16 protein-coding genes are annotated in these 19,408 nt (G+C 60.2%); 9 read left to right on the top strand and 7 right to left on the bottom strand.

The window, feature by feature from the left end; all coding sequences use genetic code 11:
* Positions 1–122: 122 nt before the first annotated feature.
* Positions 123–794, bottom strand: coding sequence for a tetratricopeptide repeat protein (locus tag PIB16_RS07705; RefSeq protein WP_271045349.1), 672 nt, complete (start codon positions 792–794; stop codon positions 123–125).
* A 156-nt stretch (positions 795–950) separates the two neighbouring features.
* Positions 951–1,535 (bottom strand): NnrU family protein, encoded by a 585-nt coding sequence (locus PIB16_RS07700; protein WP_065655660.1) that lies wholly within the window; start codon positions 1,533–1,535, stop codon positions 951–953.
* Between the two features lie 150 nt (positions 1,536–1,685).
* Between PIB16_RS07700 and PIB16_RS07695 the strand changes: the two genes are divergently transcribed.
* Complete coding sequence (locus PIB16_RS07695; RefSeq protein WP_174036303.1) at positions 1,686–2,669, top strand: polysaccharide deacetylase family protein; 984 nt, start codon at positions 1,686–1,688, stop codon at positions 2,667–2,669.
* A 51-nt stretch (positions 2,670–2,720) separates the two neighbouring features.
* Here PIB16_RS07695 and sbmA read toward each other — a convergent pair whose 3' ends face one another.
* The 4 genes from sbmA to PIB16_RS07675 form a co-directional block, all read right to left on the bottom strand.
* Positions 2,721–3,998, bottom strand: a complete 1,278-nt coding sequence (sbmA, locus tag PIB16_RS07690) for a peptide antibiotic transporter SbmA (protein WP_080856653.1) — start codon at positions 3,996–3,998, stop codon at positions 2,721–2,723.
* Positions 3,999–4,181: 183 nt separating this feature from the next.
* A complete protein-coding gene (locus tag PIB16_RS07685) occupies positions 4,182–5,372 on the bottom strand; it encodes an MFS transporter (protein WP_271045348.1) in 1,191 nt (396 codons plus the stop codon).
* Between the two features lie 318 nt (positions 5,373–5,690).
* Complete coding sequence (gene map, locus PIB16_RS07680; RefSeq protein WP_065655656.1) at positions 5,691–6,443, bottom strand: type I methionyl aminopeptidase; 753 nt, start codon at positions 6,441–6,443, stop codon at positions 5,691–5,693.
* A 54-nt stretch (positions 6,444–6,497) separates the two neighbouring features.
* Entirely contained in the window at positions 6,498–7,559 is a 1,062-nt protein-coding gene (locus tag PIB16_RS07675) for an LLM class flavin-dependent oxidoreductase (RefSeq protein ID WP_271045347.1), read from the bottom strand.
* 218 nt (positions 7,560–7,777) lie between these two features.
* On the opposite strand from PIB16_RS07675, the gene PIB16_RS07670 reads away from it, so the two are divergent.
* The 5 genes from PIB16_RS07670 to PIB16_RS07650 all read left to right on the top strand — a co-directional run bounded on the left by PIB16_RS07670 (position 7,778) and on the right by PIB16_RS07650 (position 14,911).
* Positions 7,778–8,554, top strand: coding sequence for a 3-hydroxybutyrate dehydrogenase (locus tag PIB16_RS07670; protein ID WP_080816112.1), 777 nt, complete (start codon positions 7,778–7,780; stop codon positions 8,552–8,554).
* A 138-nt stretch (positions 8,555–8,692) separates the two neighbouring features.
* A complete protein-coding gene (gene xdhA / locus PIB16_RS07665; RefSeq protein ID WP_271045346.1) occupies positions 8,693–10,162 on the top strand; it encodes a xanthine dehydrogenase small subunit in 1,470 nt (489 codons plus the stop codon).
* A 194-nt stretch (positions 10,163–10,356) separates the two neighbouring features.
* Positions 10,357–12,696 carry a xanthine dehydrogenase molybdopterin binding subunit gene (gene xdhB, locus PIB16_RS07660; RefSeq protein ID WP_271045345.1) on the top strand — a complete coding sequence of 780 codons (2,340 nt, stop codon included), beginning with the start codon at positions 10,357–10,359 and terminating at the stop codon, positions 12,694–12,696.
* Between the two features lie 193 nt (positions 12,697–12,889).
* The gene (gene xdhC, locus PIB16_RS07655; RefSeq protein ID WP_271045344.1) at positions 12,890–13,744 is read left to right on the top strand and encodes a xanthine dehydrogenase accessory protein XdhC; all 855 of its coding nucleotides are present in this window, start codon (positions 12,890–12,892) and stop codon (positions 13,742–13,744) included.
* A 237-nt stretch (positions 13,745–13,981) separates the two neighbouring features.
* Entirely contained in the window at positions 13,982–14,911 is a 930-nt protein-coding gene (locus PIB16_RS07650; RefSeq protein WP_065655650.1) for a LysR substrate-binding domain-containing protein, read from the top strand.
* Here PIB16_RS07650 and PIB16_RS07645 read toward each other — a convergent pair.
* A complete protein-coding gene (locus PIB16_RS07645) occupies positions 14,887–15,225 on the bottom strand; it encodes a hypothetical protein (protein WP_174039553.1) in 339 nt (112 codons plus the stop codon). The genes PIB16_RS07650 and PIB16_RS07645 overlap by 25 nt on opposite strands.
* Before the next feature lie 507 nt (positions 15,226–15,732).
* Here PIB16_RS07645 and puuD point away from each other — a divergent pair.
* From puuD to PIB16_RS07630, 3 genes are all read left to right on the top strand, one after another.
* Entirely contained in the window at positions 15,733–16,995 is a 1,263-nt protein-coding gene (gene puuD, locus PIB16_RS07640; RefSeq protein WP_142779597.1) for a urate hydroxylase PuuD, read from the top strand.
* Positions 16,992–18,302 carry a guanine deaminase gene (gene guaD, locus PIB16_RS07635; protein ID WP_271045343.1) on the top strand — a complete coding sequence of 437 codons (1,311 nt, stop codon included), beginning with the start codon at positions 16,992–16,994 and terminating at the stop codon, positions 18,300–18,302. The genes puuD and guaD overlap by 4 nt, the downstream gene beginning before the upstream one ends.
* 307 nt (positions 18,303–18,609) lie before the next feature.
* Positions 18,610–19,329: a sulfite exporter TauE/SafE family protein gene (locus PIB16_RS07630; RefSeq protein WP_078051937.1), complete on the top strand. Its 720-nt coding sequence runs from the start codon at positions 18,610–18,612 to the stop codon at positions 19,327–19,329.
* Positions 19,330–19,408 lie beyond the last annotated feature (79 nt).

Below are 19,408 nucleotides of genomic sequence, written 5' to 3'. Positions count from 1 at the left end.
TCCTTAAAGCACGTCTGCCCAAAACGTTACCTGTTTTGGGCAAAGGACATGCGTAAAATAATGAGTTGGATCGCTTTGGCAATGCACAGAATGCCGGCGCGATCCTGCGTGGCGCAGCGGCGTTAGGCAGCCTCGCCCGAAGCGGTGATATTGTCGAGCATGATCTGCGCGCGGTTCGTCACGTTGCGTGGCGCCTGCGCGTCGCTGACGATCTGCTCGAACCATTGTTTGGCCTTGGCGAAATCGCCGGCCTTGTAGGCGGCAAGACCCAGCGCCTCACGGGCTGAAGCGCGCATGGTCTGGCCATCGGTGCTCAAGGGCTCCGCAAGGGCGACGACCTGATCATAGGTACCGTTATCCACCAGCAGCCAGGCGGCGCGCACCTTGGCGGTATCGCGGAAGACCTGCGGTGCGGACGTATCGTTGCCGATGGCGGTGAAAGCGGCGATGGCGCCGGCCGCATCACCCTTCTGCGACAGCAGGGTGGCCGAGCGGAACTTTGCCAGAACCGGATAATTGCCATGACCGGAGGTTTCGAGATCGGCGAAGGCCTTCAGCGCCTCATCCGTCTTGTTGTCCGAAGCGAGCTTCAGCGCCGCAAGGAACTGGTCGCCGGAATTGGAAGCGCGGCTGGTGTTCCAGTATTCGTAGATACCGGCGCCGGCGGCGCCCAGAACCACGAGAACGGCCGCACCCACGACCACGATACCGTAACGGCCCCAGAAGCGCGACAGCTGCTCGGAGCGGATCTGCTCGTTCACTTCGCGGATAAAGGTATCATTCTCGTTTGCCATCAAATTCTCCGTTACCCGCGCGGAGATCGTGTCCCGATCCATCCGTCCGCGGACATACCAAGCCGCTTACCCGGATCGGCAAAAGTAAGGCCAATCGGGTCATGGTCGGCCTTCTAGCCTATTTTGCCTGATATGTAAGGGGGAAACGTTGATTTCCTACAGGACGATGGGCTGAACGCCGATCAACCATTCGTGCAGTTTCAGGATGAAAGCACCCCACAGGACGATGCCGCCGACAACGGCCACCAGATCGTAACGGCCTGAAACGAAGTCCCGGACCACTTTTTCGCCTGCCCGTTCCCGTCGCTTCAGCGAAATCCGCATCACCACGCCCCAGGCGAGGAACGATACGAAAAGAAGAATGGAAGACGTCTCGCCATTGGCCAAAAGATGCGCGAGCGCCCAGATCTTGACCGAGAGGATGAGCGGATGTTTCGTCTTCGTCGCGATGTGGCCAGCCGGGATAAGGCTGGCGATAAGACAGATCATCGCCGGCAGCATCAGGGTCACGGCAATATGGCTCATCCAGACCGGCGGATACCACAACATGCCGGTTTCCTGCCGCGCTTCCCCGAAGGCATAAATGACAAGGCCGAGCGTGATGAGGCTGACGAGCGAATAGACGCCCTTGAAAGGGCCTTCGCCCATCGACGCGATCATCCGCGCGCGAAATTGCGGTGCGACCACCTTCAAAAGATGCGTCAGCAGGAACAAGGCAAGACAGAGTGCGAGAAAAAGCATGAAACACGGTCCCCCGGGTGGAACGAAGCGGCCCTATCACCGCAAGCTGCAACAGGAATTATGCCGAAAGTCATGAAAACGCCAGACTATTCAAAGCTTCGCCTTATTCCACCCGCAAAAGGCCACGGTGTTTCATATGACGGATAACTGATGTTTCGCCCATTTGCCGCCTTTTCCCTGTCGCTTCTCGCCGCCCTTCCCGCTTTTGCGCAAGAGGCTGAGAAGCCGAAGCAGCTCGTCATCGTGTCCTTCGACGGTGCGGGCGACAATACGCTGTGGGAAAGAAGCCGGGCGACGGGCAAGCAAGTCGGCGCGCATTTCACCTATTTCCTTGCCTGCACGCTGGTGATGGACCGCAAGACCAGCGCCAAGACCTATCAGGGACCCGGCCAGAAGTCCGGCCGTTCCAATGTCGGTTTCGGCCAGTCGCCGGAAGAGGTGGAGGCAAGGCTCAGAAACATCTGGGCCGCCTATCGCGAAGGCCACGAAATCGGCAACCACACCTGCGGCCATTTCGATGGCGGGCAATGGACCACTGAGCAATGGGACGGCGAATTCACCACCTTCACCAGCACGCTGGAAAACGCCTGGCAGATGATCGGCAAAAAGGGCGAGGAACCCGAAGGCTGGCGCGAGATGGTGAAAAAGATCAATGGTTTTCGCGCGCCCTATCTCTCGCAGGGGCCGGCGCTGACCGAAGCGCAGAAAAAGCACCGTTTCGTTTATGACGCCACCAGCATTACCAAGGGACCGGAATGGCCGGTGGAGCGCGACGGCATAGAGCATTTCGGCCTGCCGCTCATTCCCGAAGGTCCGGGCAACCGCCCGATCATCGCCATGGACTACAATCTCTTCATCCGCCACTCCATCGGCGTCGAAACGCCTGATCGTTCGAAGGAATTCGAGGAGCGCGCCTATACCGCCTTCCGCAATGCATTCGACAGGCAATATAATGGCGAGCGCATTCCGCTACAGATGGGCTTTCACTTCGTGAAGATGAATGGCGGCGCCTATTGGAACGCCTACGAGCGGCTGCTGCGCGAAGTCTGCGGCAGGCAGGATGTCGCCTGCGTGAGCTATGCCGAGGCGATGCCGATGATCGAGGCGCGGAAGAAACAGAAGACCGAGGGGTGAAGCTTCTCGATTCATGAAAAAGGCGGCCGTCCGGCCGCCTTTTTTGTTTGCTCAGGGGCGGTTCGCCGCCAGTTCGCCGTCCTCGGCCTCGCGTCGCAGATAGCGCTCATCAATATCCGGCAGCGGCTTGTCACCGATCGCGGCTTCGAAGGCCACAAGACGTTTGTGGATGGAAAGCAGTTCGATGATCGTCGACCAGTAATTCACCAGATACTGGAAGGAATTGCTGACCTCACCGAAGGCCGTGGCGATCTGCTGCCAGATGCCCATGGTAATCCGCCCGGCAACGAATGTCGGGATCAGGATGAAGTTCAGGAAGATCGCATCGAGCTGACCATAGGAATAACGTGCCACGTTGAAATAGAGATAGTGCCAGTACATGCGGAAATAGTTTCTGCGCACATTGGCGAACAGCTCCCGCACCGTTACGGGATCGGCCCGGTCGGCATGGTCCTCGCCATAAACCAGCTCTTTGCGATAGGCCGCCTCCACACGCTGGTTGCGGAAGTTAAGCCCCGGCAGCTTGATACCGGCAAGCGCAAGCAGCGCGGTGCCGAAGATCGACCAGACGATCGCCAGCCAGAAAAGCGCGTGCGGAATGGCGCCAATCACCGGCAGGTCGCCCACATGTTCGGACATGCGGAACAGAAGCGGCAGGAACACCACCAGCGTCATCACGGAATTGATGAGCGTGACGCCCAGCCCTTCGAGAATATTGGCGAACCGCATCGTATCTTCCTGGATACGCTGGGATGCGCCCTCGATATGGCGCAGCTTGTCCCATTTCGACATGTAGTAGTCGTTCATGGCCGTACGCCAGCGGAACACATAATGGTTGGTGAAGAAGGCGGTCACCACATTCATCACCACGCCGACAGCGCCGATCTCAAGGAACTTGAGCTGATAATCGTAAAACTGCGCGGCTGTCACGTCGCCCTGCTTGGCGAGCGCATTCTGCAGAAGATCGAAGAACGGGCCGCGCCAGTTGTTCAGCGCCACGGAAACCTGCACCGCAAAATAGGCGATGAAAATGATGAAGGCCGATCCCCAGATGGACCATGCGGTCCATGGGTGATCCTTCGCGATCAACTGCCACGTAATGCCGAATATGGCGACGAAGATCGTGAAATAGAGATAGAACCAAAGATTGTCGGGCGAGAAGAAATAGGCGAGCCCGATGGGCGCGGTCTGTCCGGGCGCCAATGGCGGCAGGCCGATGGCCGCGCCGATCTGCGGGCCGACACTGTACCAGACAACGATGCACACGATTGTCCACAGCGCGGCCGACGTGAAGAAGATTTTCGGTTTGGGAAAGAAGGAATGAAACACGTTTCGAACTCACGCGCGTTTGAAATCAGCCATTATTGGCGAAGCACTAGATGGCCCGAACCTAGGGCAGAAATTTGTGCACAGCAACGGAGAAGCGACGACCTTAACAAGATGTAAGGCGCAGATGGCGGACGATGGCCACCGGAAACACCGGATGAAAGGCAGGAAAAGACAGCCCGCGGCCTAGCGCCGCCGCTCCGTGGCGAGCACCGGCAGCATCAGCAGAATGCTGACGACGAGCACGGCGGAAGCGAGAATGCTGGGCGCGGTGAAACTTCCTGTCACTTCGGCAATCCAGCCGGCAGCAAGCGGCCCGACAATCTGGCCCGTGCCGAAAGCGGCCGTCATCAGCGCAAAGGCGCGACGCGGGCTCGGCCCGGCAAATTCCCGGCCGAGCTGCAGGCCATAGGCGGTGATGACCATGAAGGTCAGCCCGAGAAGCAGGCCTCCGGCCAGAACACCCGGCACCGGCGGCAGCATGACGGAAGCGAAAACACCGATGGCTTCGACAGCAAGAACGATGACGAAGGCGCGTTTCAGCCCCTGCGATTTCAACACCAGTTTCCAGAGAAAAAGCGAAATGGCAGCCGCGCAGCCTGTGATGAACCAGACCAGAAACTCCACGAAGGCGCCGGCGACGGCCATGCGGGCAATCGCCACGATGAAGGTGGCGGTGATGACGTAACCGAAACCGAAAAGCCCATAGGCCAGCGTCGTCAGGAAGAGCGGCCGCGTCCAGTGGAGCGGCGGCTCCGCCACCGAGGATGCATGTCGCGGCGGGCCTGCGGGCAGCACCCGCCAGACGAGAATGAATGTGATGAAGGAAAAGACAGCACCTGCAATCCACTCCTCCCGCCATGAGGAGCCGCCGCCGTCAAAAACGACGCCGATCAGATAGACCGCAAGCGAGGAGATCGCGATGCCCGCACCGACGCCGCCATAATGCAGCGCCTGAACGCTGTCCCTGCCCGCCTTGACGGCATGGCCGATAACGATCTGCGAGGTGAAGATCATGGTCAGCGCGCTGGCGACGCCGGCCAGAAACCGAATGACGGTGAAAGCAGCGACGGAATTGAAAGCCGCCATGGCAAGCAACAATGCCCCGGTGGCAAACAGGCCGCAAAGCGCCACCAACCGCTCCCGCCCCGAACCCCATGAATAGGCCGCCAGAACCGCCCCGGCCAGATAACCGGCGAAGTTACCCGCCGCCACGATCCCCGCATCCCCCGCCGAAAGCGGAACATCCGCCATCATGCCGGGCAGAATGGGGGTGAAGGAAAAGCGGCCGAAACCCATGGCGGAGGCCATCATCAGTGCCCCGGAAAATCCAAGTGCGGTCAGATGTCTGGCGGAAAGTGGCTTGTCGATGCTCATTCAAGGCTTATCGCAACGGGGCGGATAAGGGACAAGCGAGTTATTTTGATCGGCGTTATAAGCGGTCGTTATCGGTGCAAGATCTAAGATGAAGGATACCGCGCCGCGCCCTCCAACCCTCATTCCTGTGCTTGTCACAGGAATCCAGCCGACGCGCGTCCGCGCGGCGAAAAGACTCCTTTCAGCCCAAGGACTTGGGCTGGCTGGATCCCTGTGACAAGCACAGGGATGAGGAGATGGAAGAGTTTTGAATACGGCAAGTCCGCACCGCTAGGCGGGCTATGCGCCGGGGCATCGCAAACGTCAGCAATGCTCTCCTCACTCAGCCAGCGTCAGCACCAGCGGCCCGTTCTTCGTCGCAACCACGGTGTGCTCATACTGCACCGTCGGCGCGCTCGGATCGCTATAGAGCGTCCAGGGATCGTCATCGCCGTCTTCGGCCCAATAGGCGCCGGTCGACAGGAACGGCTCGACGGTAAACACCATGCCTTCCTGCATGATGCGCCGCTCGTCCTTGTCCGGCCAGGTCGCCAGTTCCTTTGGCTCCTCGTGCAGCGAGCGGCCGATACCGTGGCTGGCGAGATTGGTGATCAGCGTATAGCGGTTCTTCTTGGCAAAGGCGCCGATGGCATTGCCGATGTCGGCGAAAGGCCGGCCGGTTTTCACCTGCTGCAGGCCCGTCCACATGGCGCGTTTGCCATCGCGGCACAGCCGCTCGATGTCCTTCTTCACCGGCGGCACGGCGAAAGACGAGCCGGTATCGCCGAAAAAGCCGTTCTTCACCGCCGAGACATCGATATTGACGAGATCGCCCGCCTTGATGATGCGCGGTCCCGGAATGCCGTGGGCCACTTCCTCGTTGACGCTGATGCAGGTCGCGCCGGGAAACTTGTAGCAGAATTCCGGCGCCGATTGCGCACCGTTATCTTCCAGCACCTTGCGGCCGATGGCATCCAGCTCGGCCGTGGTAATGCCGGGTTCCAGCGCGTCCGCCATGGTCTGCATCGCGACGGCGCATAAACGGCCGATGTCCTTCAGCAGAACCAGTTCTTCTTCGGTGGAAATGACCATGTCTCTGTCCGTCGTTCTGTATGGCGGGTCTCAAAACGCCCGCCTTGGCAATCATCAGGCCGTGGCTTTCACCGGATCGGCGCTCCCCGTCAATTCTTTTCTGACGATAGGGGCGACTTTCGTACCATAAAACTCGATGCCGCGCATGATCTGATCGTGCGGCATCAGGCCGATGGCCATCTGCAGCAGGAAGCGGTCATTCCTGAACACGCCATGCGCCTTGATGATCTTTTCCGCCACCAGCTCCGGCTCGCCGAGGAAAAGATTACCCTCCGGTCCGCGCGCGGCGTCGAAATGCGCGCGGTTGGTCGGCCCCCAGCCACGCTCGCGGCCGATGCGGTTCATCACCTCCGCCTGCGGTCCGTAAAACTGGTCCGCCGCCTTGGCGGTGGTGTCGGCAATGAAGCCGTGCACATTGATGCTGCTGCGCAACTTGGTCTTTTCCTGCCCGGCGCGGCGCGCAGCCTCATGATAGAGATCGAACAGCGGCGCAAAGCGGCGATATTCGCCGCCGATGATGGCAAGCGCCACCGGCAGACCCATGGCGCCTGCCCGCGCCACCGATTGCGGCGTGCCGCCCACGGCGATCCACACCGGCAGACGCTCCTGTAGGGGCCGCGGATAAACGCCGCGCCCGTTAATGGCGGGATGCTTGGTGCCGGACCAGGTGACGATTTCCTGCTCCCGCAGCGCCAAAAGCAGATCGAGCTTTTCGGCGAAGAGCACATCGTAATCCTCGAGATCGTAACCGAACAGCGGGTAGGATTCGATGAAGGAACCGCGCCCGGCCATGATTTCGGCGCGGCCGTTCGACAGGAGATCGACGGTCGAAAACTGCTGGAACACCCGCACCGGATCGTCCGAACTCAGCACCGAAACGGCGCTCGTCAGGCGAATATTCTTCGTCTTCACCGCCGCCGCCGCGAGAACGGTGGAGGGCGAGGAGACGACATAATCCGGACGGTGATGCTCCCCGAGGCCAAAGACATCGAGCCCGACCTGATCGGCAAGCTCGATCTCTTCGATGAGTTCGCGCAGCCGGCGCGCGCCTTCCGGCCCACGGCCATCGGCGGGGTTGGGATTGACATCCGCGAAGGTGTAAAGACCGAGTTCCATAGATGATACCTCTGTTTGCCTGCCTCAGAGATAGGGACGGAAGCTCCCGCAGGCAAATGCAGAATCTGGATGCTTAGCTTCGAAAAAATGGATGGGCGCGGCCTGTTTCACCGCGCTACCGAGCTCCCCTTAAATGGTGCCAAATGGCGATTGCCAGCCCGCCCCCTTTGGGCATACCTTGCTTAAACATGTGCGAAGTAATGCAAAAAGGGGAAAGCATGCATCGGACAGTTATCGTGACGGGCTCTACAAGCGGTATCGGCCTTGCGATTGCGCAGCGATTTGCGCGAGAGGGCGCCAATATTGTACTGAACGGTTTCGGCGATGAGGACGAGATCGAAAAACTGCGCCTTTTGCTGGAAGCGGAAAGCGGCGGGCGCGTGCTTTATCACCCGGCGGATATGACGAAACCGGACGAGATCGCCGATCTCATTCAATCCTCGCACGAAAAACTCGGCTCGGTGGATGTGCTCGTCAACAATGCCGGCATCCAGCATATCGCGCCCATCGAGGAGTTTCCGACGGAAAAATGGGACTGGATCATCGCCATCAATCTGACCAGTTCCTTCCATACCATGCGCGCTGCGATACCGCTGATGAAGAAGGCCGGCAAAGGCCGTATCATCAACATCGCATCCGCCCACGGTCTCGTCGCCTCGCCGTTCAAATCGGCCTATGTGGCGGCCAAGCACGGCATCATGGGCCTGACGAAGACGGCGGCGCTCGAGCTTGCGCAAACCGGGGTTACCGTCAACGCCATCTGTCCGGGTTATGTGCTCACACCGCTCGTCGAAAAGCAGATACCGGAAATGGCGAAGGTGCGCGGCATCAGCGAAGAGGCGGTGAAGAACGACGTGATGCTGGAACTGCAGGCGACCAAGCAGTTCGTCACCGTCGATGACGTGGCCGCCGCGGCGCTGTTTCTGGCAAGCGACGCCGCAAGCAACATCACCGGCACCCATATTTCCGTGGATGGAGGCTGGACGGCGCAATAATTGCCGAACTTTCTTTCCGTTTTGGAAACAATGAATTGCCAAAACGGAAATCGATATACGCCTGCGGGCGTGCATATGATGCGCAGGGACAATGACAAGAAACCGGCTCGGCAGCCGGTCAAAAAAGCAGGGCATTGCATGAACGACGCGATCAGCTTCATCCTCAACAGCGAAACCATCTCGCTGAAGGATTTCGGACCGACAGACACGCTTCTCGATTATCTCCGCATCAGCAAGCGGTTGACCGGGACCAAGGAAGGCTGCGCGGAAGGCGATTGCGGCGCCTGCACGGTGCTGGTCGGGCGGCTGCTGGATGGCTCGCTGCGTTATGAAAGCGTCAATGCCTGCATCCGCTTTTTAGGCTCGCTGCACGGCACCCATATCGTGACGGTCGAGCATCTGGCCGCGCGCGACGGTACGCTACACCCCGTGCAGCAGGCGATGGTGGATTTCCACGGCTCGCAATGCGGTTTCTGCACGCCGGGCTTCATCATGTCGCTTTACGGCCTGTGGCTTGCCAGTGAAAACCCCGGCCGCGCCGACATCGAAAAGGCGCTGCAAGGCAATCTCTGTCGATGCACGGGTTATGAGCCGATCGTCCGCGCCGCCGAAAAGATCGCCGCCGCCCGCCCAAGCGCGCTCTTCGACCCGCTGCAACGGGACCGCACCGATATCATGGCAAGGCTCTGGGCAATCCGCGCCAATGAAACGATCACCGTCACCCACGGCGAGAACCGCACCATCGTTCCGGCGACACTGGCCGAACTGACCGAGATTTACGCCGCTGAGCCGAAAGCGACCATCGTGGCCGGCTCCACCGATGTCGGCCTGTGGGTGACGAAGCAGATGCGGGCGCTGAACCCGGTCATATTCATCAACAATCTCGGGGATCTGCAAACCATCACCGTAGATGCGGACGGCGTGACACTCGGCGCCGGCGTCACCTATAGCCAGGCCTTCAAGACCGTTGCGGAACACTTCCCGCCGCTTGCCCGGCTGTTCGACCGCCTCGGCGGCGAGCAGGTACGCAATATGGGCACCATCGGCGGCAATATCGCCAACGGTTCGCCCATCGGCGACACGCCGCCGGCGCTGATCGCGCTCGGGGCGACGCTGACCTTGCGATCCTCCTCCGGCAACCGCAGCCTGCCGCTGGAAAGCTATTTCATCGACTATGGCAAACAGGACCGGTTGAGCGGCGAATTCGTCGAAAAGCTCTTCATCCCGTTCCGGAAGCCGGAAAGCCTCTACGCCGTCTACAAGATTTCCAAGCGCCGCGACGAGGATATTTCCGCGCTCTGCGGCGCTTTCAACCTGACGCTCGATGCCGATGGCGCGGTCGAAGACATCCGCATCGCCTTTGGCGGCATGGCCGGCACGCCCAAACGCGCCGCGCATCTGGAGGCGGCCCTTCTCGGCAAGCCCTGGCGCCAGGAAACGATCGATGCGGCACGCGATGTGCTCGATGAGGACTTTACCCCGCTGACCGACTGGCGGGCGACTGCCGAATATCGGCAACTGACGGCCAAGAACCTACTGACGCGGTTTTTCCTCGAGACTTCGGGGCAAAAGCAGGAACTCAGCCGTTTCTCGCTGGAGGAGGCGTGATGATGGCGATGGCGAACCGCTCAACCTCCCTCATTCCTGTGCTTGTCACAGGAATCCAGTCGACGCGCGTCTGCGCGGCGAAAGACTCTTTTCAGCCCAAAGACATGGGCTGGCTGGATTCCTGTGACAAGCACAGGAATGAGGGACTATCATCGCTGTCATATGCCGTAATTCACCAAGAAGGAGCTTGAACCATGGACACCACAAGCTTCGACAAGACCAAGACCGAAATCGACGGCCCGATGCACGCTTCGCTCCGGCACGATTCCGCCCATAAGCATGTGACCGGCAGCGCCGAATATATCGACGATATTCCGGAACCCGCCGGACTGATCCACGGCGCTCTCGGCCTTTCCGACCGGGCACATGCCGAAATCGTTTCGATGGACCTCTCGGAAGTGGAAAAAACACCCGGCGTGCTCTGGGTCATGGTTGCCAAGGACGTACCCGGCGAAAACGACATCTCTTCCGGCGGCCGTCACGACGAGCCACTCCTTGCCGAAACCAAGGTGGAATTCCACGGCCAGCCGATCTTCGCGGTTTTCGCCGAAACCCGCGATATCGCCAGAAAAGCGGCCCGGAAAGCAAAGATCACCTATAAGGACCTGCCGCATTTCACCGATATCGACACGGCGATTGAAAATGGCGGCGCGCTGGTCATTGACCCGATGACACTCAAGCGCGGCGATGCCAAAATCGAAATGGATGTCGCACCCCGTCGCCTCACCGGCACCATGCGGATCGGCGGGCAGGAGCATTTTTATCTCGAAAGCCACATCGCCATGGCCGTACCGGGCGAGGATGACGAGGTGACGTTATGGAGCTCCACCCAGCATCCGAGCGAAATCCAGCACATCGTCAGCCATATGCTTCAGGTCCCGTCCAACGCCGTCACGGTGCAGGTGCGCCGTATGGGCGGCGGTTTCGGCGGCAAGGAAACGCAGGGCAACCAGTTCGCCGCCCTCTGCGCCATCGCCGCCAAGAAGCTGAACCGGGCCGTTAAAATCCGCCCCGACCGCGACGAGGATATGAGCGCCACCGGCAAGCGCCACGATTTCCGCGTCGATTACGAACTGGGCTTCGATGAAGAAGGCCGCATCCACGCCGTCGACGCCACCTATGCCGCCCGCTGCGGTTTTTCCTCCGATCTCTCCGGCCCGGTGACGGACCGCGCGCTGTTCCATGCCGATTCCAGCTATTTCTATCCGCATGTGCATCTCACCTCGCGGCCGCTGAAAACCCACACGGTCTCCAACACCGCCTTTCGCGGTTTCGGCGGGCCGCAGGGCATGCTGGGGGCGGAACGTTTCATCGAGGAAATCGCCTATGCGGTGGGCAAGGACCCGCTCGATATCCGCAAGCTGAATTTCTACGGCGAGACCGGCTCGGGCCGCACCACGACGCCCTATCATCAGGAGGTTGAGGACAATATCGTCGCCCAAATCGTCGAAGAGCTGGAAACCTCCAGCGACTATCGCGCGCGACGCGAGGCGATCATAGAGTTCAACAAAACCAGCCCGATCATCCGCAAGGGCATTGCGCTGACGCCCGTCAAATTCGGCATCTCCTTCACCATGACCGCCTTCAATCAGGCCGGCGCTCTGGTGCATATCTATAATGACGGCTCCATCCACCTGAACCATGGCGGCACCGAAATGGGCCAGGGCCTTTATACCAAGGTGGCGCAGGTGGTGGCGGATGCCTTCCAGGTGGATATCGGCCGGGTGAAGATCACAGCCACGACAACGGGCAAGGTGCCGAACACGTCGGCCACCGCCGCCTCCTCCGGCACCGACCTCAACGGTATGGCGGCCTATGACGCCGCCCGCCAGATCCGCGTGCGGCTGGTCAAATTCGCCGCCGAGAACTGGAACGTGCCGGAAGAAGAGGTCGTCTTCCTGCCGAACCGGGTGCGCATCGGTCTTGAGGAAATCGCCTTCAACGATTTCATCAAAAAGGCCTATTTCGCCCGCGTGCAGCTTTCCGCCGCCGGTTTTTACAAGACGCCGAAAATCCACTGGGACCGCGCCGCCGGCCGCGGCACGCCGTTTTATTATTTCGCCTATGGCGCGGCCTGCTCGGAAGTGTCGATCGATACGCTCACCGGCGAATATATGATGGAGCGCACCGATATCCTCCACGATGTCGGCAAGTCGCTGAACCCCGCAATCGATATCGGCCAGATCGAGGGCGCCTTCGTGCAGGGCATGGGCTGGCTGACGACCGAGGAATTATGGTGGGATGGCAAGGGGCGGCTGCGCACCCATGCGCCCTCCACCTACAAGATCCCGCTCGCCTCCGACCGGCCGAAGAGCTTTAACGTCAGGCTGGCGGAATGGGCGGAAAATGCCGAACCCACCATTGGCCGCTCAAAAGCCGTGGGCGAACCGCCCTTCATGCTGGCGATCTCGGTTCTCGAAGCCCTCTCCATGGCGGTCGCCTCCGTCGCCGATTACAAGGTCTGCCCGCGCCTCGATGCGCCGGCAACGCCCGAGCGGGTTCTGATGGCGGTGGAACGGCTGAAGAAGGTGTGAGGGGGAGTATCCATGCGGCCAAGCCCCCTCATCCGGCCCTTCGGGCCACCTTCTCCCCGGCGGGGAGAAGAAAGTTCCCGCAAGCTCCCCGCTGCGGCCAAAAGCCTCTTGAATTGCCACAACAGTGCGGCAGGTTTCTTCTCCCCGCCGGGGAGAAGGTGGCGCGAAGCGCCGGATGAGGGGGCCAGCACCAATGCCTGACACCTCCCTTTCCAACTTCCTCGCCCGCTCCCCCGCCGCAATCCTCGTGGAAATCGAGGCCGTGAAAGGGTCCTCCCCGCGTGAGGCAGGAACCTTCATGCTGGTCTCGCAAGACGGCCTGTGGGAAACCATCGGCGGCGGGCAGTTCGAATATATGGCCATGGACCACGCCCGAGCCATGCTGCGGAGCGGTTCTACCGAAGACCGTATGGATATTCCGCTTGGCCCAGAAATCGGCCAGTGCTGCGGCGGCCGCACCCTGCTCCGGTTCCGGCTGATAACCGCGGAAATCGCGGCAGCGCTGGAAGCGAGGGTGAAGGGCGAGGCCGAGCAGCAGCCGGCCGTCTTCATTTTCGGGGCGGGCCATGTCGGCAAGGCGCTGGCCGAGGCGCTGTCGCTGCTGCCCCTGACCCTGACTGTGGTGGAAACGCGGGAAAACGAACTGCACGATCTTCCAGTGAACATCGCATCCGTGCTGACCCCCATGCCGGAGGCGCTCGTCGCGAAAATCCCCGCAAACGGCGCGGCCATCATCGTCACCCACGATCACGCGCTCGATTTCCTGATTGCGAAGGAAGCGCTTGCCCGCGACGATCTCGCTTATGTCGGCATGATCGGTTCGAAGACCAAACGCGCCACCTTCGCCCATTGGCTGGAGCGGGAGGGAGAGCCCATGTCCCGCCTTGCAAAGCTCATCCTGCCCATCGGCGGCAACAGCGTCAGGGATAAGCGGCCTGCGATCATAGCGGCCCTTGTGGCAGCCGAGTTGTTGCAAGCATTTTCCGCTGCCGAAATCCGTCGCAGCGAAAATCGACACGGCCATCCTCAAGGCCAAGATCACGCCTGAGCCCGTCCGGCAGGCTTTCATCCGCCAGATTGTCGGGTTGAAGGCTTTCAAGAGTAAACCGTTCCGCTGTCCGCAGACCCGCGCGCAGGCGGGACCACGCGCGCAAGAGTGCTGTGCGCATGTTCGTCTCCATTCAAAAATGTCAGAAGCTCAGTTGATGAATTGAGCTAAAAATGCTCTGTTTTCCGGAGAAAAACCAATGAAACCTTCGGCAATTGGCATAAAGAGAACTTATCCATGAAAATGTCCCGCCAGTTTCCCTTGAACGCCCTGCGGGTGTTCGAAGCTGCCGCAAGGCATCTGAGCTTCACCAAGGCCGGCGAAGAGCTGGGCATGACCCAGACGGCGGTGAGCTATCAGGTGAAACTGCTGGAGGAGAATATCGGCGAGCCGCTCTTCATCAGAAAGGCGCGGCAGGTCTCGCTGACGGAGGCCGGGCAGAAACTTGCGCCGAAAGTCGCGGAAGCCTTCAACAATCTGCGGGAGGCCGTCGACAATGTGCGTGACACATCCGATGCGACCCTGACAATCCATTCCACCGCTACCTTCGCCTCACGCTGGCTTTCGCGGCATCTGGGTGCTTTCCAGCTCGAACATCCCTCGATTGCCGTGCGGCTCGACACATCAAGCGCATTGATCGATTTTTCCCAGTCGGATTGCGATGTCGCCATTCGCTGGAGCAAAGATAGCGGCAAAGGGCTGATCTACCATCAACTGCTGCGCGGCGTTTATACGCCGATGCTGCATCCGGGCCTTGCCGAAAGCATCGGCGGATTGCACAAGCCGGAAGACCTGCTGCGCCTGCGCATCATCGACCCCGGCGACATCTGGTGGAGCCAATGGTTTCGGGAAGTGGGTGTTGAAAATCCCGGCCTTGACCGTTATCCCCGCAGCCGCCTCAATGTGCAGGCCTTCGAAGCCGCCGCCGCAATCGCCAGCCAGGGGGTGGCCATGCTCACCCCTGAACTCTATGCCGATGAGATTGCGCTCGGCCGCCTTTATCAGCCCTTCGAGCACCTCAGCAGCGAAGGAAAGAACTATTGGCTGGTCTACCCCGAAAACCGCAGGAACATTCGCAAGATAAGGCTGTTTCGCGACTGGATATTGAAGCGGATCGAGGAAAGCCGGCCGCAGCAACTGCCTCAAAACCCCATGTCCGGCGCATAAAAACAGCGCGGCGTGTCCTCATCCGGAAACAGACAGAGATGATATTCGCCGTCCTCGGATCGTCTTGCCTCGCGCTGCGACCAGTTGAAGACATGGCGTCGGGTGACCATGCGGTGATCGCCGGGTGCGAGCGAGACCTCGTAACCGTCAGGCGTGACACGAACACTGCGCGTGGGAATCATCTGGCAGTCGCCGGTTTGGGCGTCGCCATTGCAGCAATAGCTTTCATATTTGAACCCCTTGTGGGATTCATGGGCAAGCGCGGTGGCGCTGAACGCCAGAGATAAGAAGAGGACCGTCAGAACAAGGCGCATCGGCATGGTCTCCGTTGAAACAACGGCGGCTGCCGGAAGATCATTGCGTCCCTTTATTCAAATTTCACATCAACACCCACCCGGACACAACGGCGCCGGGAACTGCGATACCTGCCCCCTGATCTGCCCCCAACCCAGGGTTCGCAGCGCCCGCTTTCGGAAGAACCGCCAGCGAAACATGTCATGGAAGCCCTGCGCATCGGCGTAAAACCGGAATGGATTTCCGGCAAGGCGCCCCGCAGGACTCCGCAGCCTTATATCCTAGCACATCGGCAGACTGCACAAAGGATAATAGCTGAGTCGCGTTAGCCAGCTAAGCACAAACTATGCGACAGGAATGAGCGGCTGCAACTTTACCGGGCCAACCCACGTACACGGGCGAACTCAACTGAGATTGCGGACACAAAGGCGTCAGATTGTGAACAATCACCTCCTGCCCTCTGCTTTTCCCTTTCCTAAAGGCCAAATTTCTCGCAAGGTGCGCTGCACAAGGATCAGGGGAACCGCATGTACGAATATGCCATTGCGTGGGAATGGATGGCCTTTGCCGTCCGCTGGCTCCACGTCATCACCGCCATCGCCTGGATCGGCTCATCCTTTTATTTCATCGCGCTCGATCTCGGGCTGGTCAAACGGCCGCATCTGCCGCCGGGGGCCTATGGCGAGGAATGGCAGGTGCATGGCGGCGGCTTTTACCACATCCAGAAATATCTGGTCGCGCCTGCCCAGATGCCCGAGCACCTGACATGGTTCAAATGGGAAAGCTATGTCACCTGGCTGTCCGGCTTCGCCATGCTCTGCATCGTTTATTATGGCGGCGCCGATCTCTTCCTCATCGACCATTCGGTGCTGGCGCTTACGCAGTTCCAGGCCATCTGTCTGTCGCTCGCCTCGCTTGCCATCGGCTGGCTGTTTTACGATTTCCTCTGCAAATCGCCGCTCGGCAACAATACATGGGGCCTGATGATTGTGCTCTATGTCGCGCTGGTGGCGATGGCATGGGGTTACACACAGGTTTTCACCGGCCGCGCCGCCTTCCTGCATCTCGGCGCCTTCACCGCCACCATCATGTCGGCGAATGTATTCTTCATCATCATCCCCAACCAGAAGATCGTGGTTGCCGACCTGATCGCCGGGCGCACGCCGGACCCGAAATATGGCCGCATCGCCAAACAGCGCTCACTGCACAACAACTATCTGACGCTGCCCGTCATCTTCTTCATGCTGTCGAACCATTATCCGCTGGCCTTTGCCACGCAGTTTAACTGGATCATCGCGGCACTCGTCTTCCTGATGGGCGTCACCATCCGCCACTGGTTCAACACCACCCATGCCCGCAAGGGAAAACCCACATGGACCTGGCTGCTGACCGCCCTCATCTTCATCGTCATCATGTGGCTCTCCACCGTGCCGAAAGTGCTGACCGGCGAGGAAGAACAGAAAGCAGCGACGCTTTCGCCGATGCAGCAGCAATTCGTCGCCGACACCCATTTTGCCAAGGCGCGCGATGTGGTCCAGGGCCGCTGTTCCATGTGCCATGCGGCCGAACCGGTGTGGGAAGGCGTGCCCTTCACACCGAAATCGGTGAAGCTCGAAACCGACGAACAGATCGCCGCCCATGCCCGCGAAATCTATTTGCAAGCCGGCCGCAGCCATGCCATGCCTCCCGGCAACATCACCGCCATCACCCCGGATGAGCGCAAGCTGCTGACCGCCTGGTACGAAAGCGCGGTTTCCGGGGCTGGAAAAGCCGAAGGAAAGACTGAATGAGCATGGTTCTGCTGCGTGGCCGCCTGCTGAGCTTCCGCCGCGCGCCGCTCACTATCGACGATACGCAAAGCTATCTCTATATAGAAGACGGTGGCCTGCTGATCGAAGACGGCCGGATCGCCGCCATCGGCGAATACGCCGCTATCCGCAGACAAGCGCCCGAAGACATCGAGGAAAAGGATCACCGGCCGCATCTCATCGTGCCGGGCCTCATCGACATGCACCTGCATTTCCCGCAGATGCAGGTCATCGGCTCCTACGCCGCCAATCTGCTGGAATGGCTGAACACCTATACCTTCCCGGAAGAGTGCCGTTTCGTCGAAAGCGCCCATGCCCAGCGCATCGCCACGCATTTTTACGACGAGCTTCTGCGCCACGGCACCACCACGGCCGCCGCCTATTGCTCCGTGCACAAGACCTCCGCCGACGCCTTCTTCACTGAGGCCATGAAGCGCAACATGCTGATGGTGGGCGGCAAGGTGATGATGGACCGCAACGCCCCGCAGGGCCTGCTGGACACGCCGGAAACCTCCTATGACGAGACGCGCCAGGTCATCGCCGACTGGCACGGCAAGGGCCGCAACCACGTCGCCATCACCCCGCGCTTTGCCATCACCTCCACACCGAAGCAGATGGAAGCTGCACAGGCGCTGGCGCAGGAATTTCCCGATCTCTTCATCCAGACGCATCTGTCCGAAAATCTGGACGAGATCAAATATACCTGCGAGCTTTACCCCGAAGCGACCGACTATACCGACATCTATGTGCGTTACGGCCTGATGGGCAACAAGACCCTGCTCGGCCACGCCATCCACCTCTCTGACCGCGAGGCAGATGTGCTGTCGGAAACCGGCGCGGTGGCAGTGCATTGCCCCACCTCGAACCTCTTCATCGGCTCCGGCCTCTTCCCGATGAAAAAGCTGCAGCGGCGCGAAAAGCCTGTTCGCATCGCGGTTGCGACCGACATCGGCGGCGGATCGAGCTATTCCATGCTGCGTACCATGGACGAGGCCTACAAAATCCAGCAATTGCTGGGCGAACGCCTCAACCCGCTGGAAAGCTGGTACCTGATGACCCGCGGCAATGCCGAGGCGCTTTCCATGGTCGACCGCATCGGCACGCTGGATGCCGGCACGGACGCAGACATCACCGTGCTCAACGCCTCTTCCACCCCAGCCATGGCGCTGAAGATGGAAGTGGTGAACAGCCTGACGGAAGAACTCTTCCTGATGCTGACCATGGGCGACGACCGCACGGTGGTTGAGACCTATGTGGCCGGCAGAGCGATGAAGAGCGTGCTGGCATAGTTCGGCTGGGGCCGAAGCATTAAGCTGCGGCCTCATTTATATCGGTCACATATTGGAGTGAGCGGGTGCCTCGTCTTTCTTCTCCCCGCCGGGGAGAAGGTCGCGGCAGCGGGATGAGGGGGCAAGGGTGGCGAGATACGGCAACGTTGCCCCCTCATCCGACCCTTCGGGCCACCTTCTCCCCGGCGGGGAGAAGAAGCCGCGCCACACCCGCTCGCTTCTTATGAAAAGCTGACGCCACACCGGCCGAAATGCAAATGACCTCTGGAGTGCGCCCTTGCCGGACTTAGGCACAACCACCATGCTGATGGTCTTCGCGACCTTCACCGTCGCGGGCATCGTCAAGGGCGTGACCGGCATGGGGCTGCCCACCGTCGCCATGGGCGTGCTCGGCCTGTTCATGCCGCCCGTCCTTGCCGCAGGGCTGCTGATCCTGCCCTCCTTCGTCACCAATATCTGGCAATTGCTGGCCGGGCCGGATTTCAGGGCCATCATCGCGCGGCTATGGCCGATGATGATCGCCATCGCCGCCGGCACCCTCATCGGCATCCGGCTGATGACGGCAGGCACCGGTATCTGGACCACATCGGCGCTTGGCTTGTGCCTCGCGGCTTATGCGGCCTACAGCCTCTTCGCCAAACCCCTTTCTGTGCCCCCACGATTGGAACTCAAACTCTCACCGGCCATAGGGCTGACAACCGGCCTACTGACCGGCGGCACCGGAATTTTCGTCGTCCCCGCCGTGCCCTATATACAGTCGCTCGGTTTCAACCGCGACGATCTCGTTCAGGCGCTCGGCCTTTCCTTCACCGTTTCGACCATTGCGCTTGCCGCCGGCCTTGCCTCTCAGAACGCCTTCCGCGTTGAGCACCTGTCGCTTTCCGCACTCGCCGTGATGCCCGCGCTTCTCGGGATGTGGCTCGGCCAGAAAATCCGTAACATCGTCAGCCCGGCCACATTCCGGCGCTGGTTCCTCATCTGCCTGCTTTTATTGGGAGCCGAGCTGTTTTTGCGGGCTTTCTGGTGATGGACCCCGTCGATTTTAATGTCGCAGCCATCCCATTCATGTTATGTGAAGCCATCATTCAAATGTGAAGGCTTTATCC

Source organism: Agrobacterium sp. ST15.13.015 (genome assembly GCF_027871645.1).
GTDB classification, from domain to species: Bacteria; Pseudomonadota; Alphaproteobacteria; order Rhizobiales; family Rhizobiaceae; genus Agrobacterium; species Agrobacterium leguminum.
The sequence above is the reverse complement of the archived record's forward strand: the minus strand, read 5'-3'. Positions and strand labels throughout refer to the sequence as shown.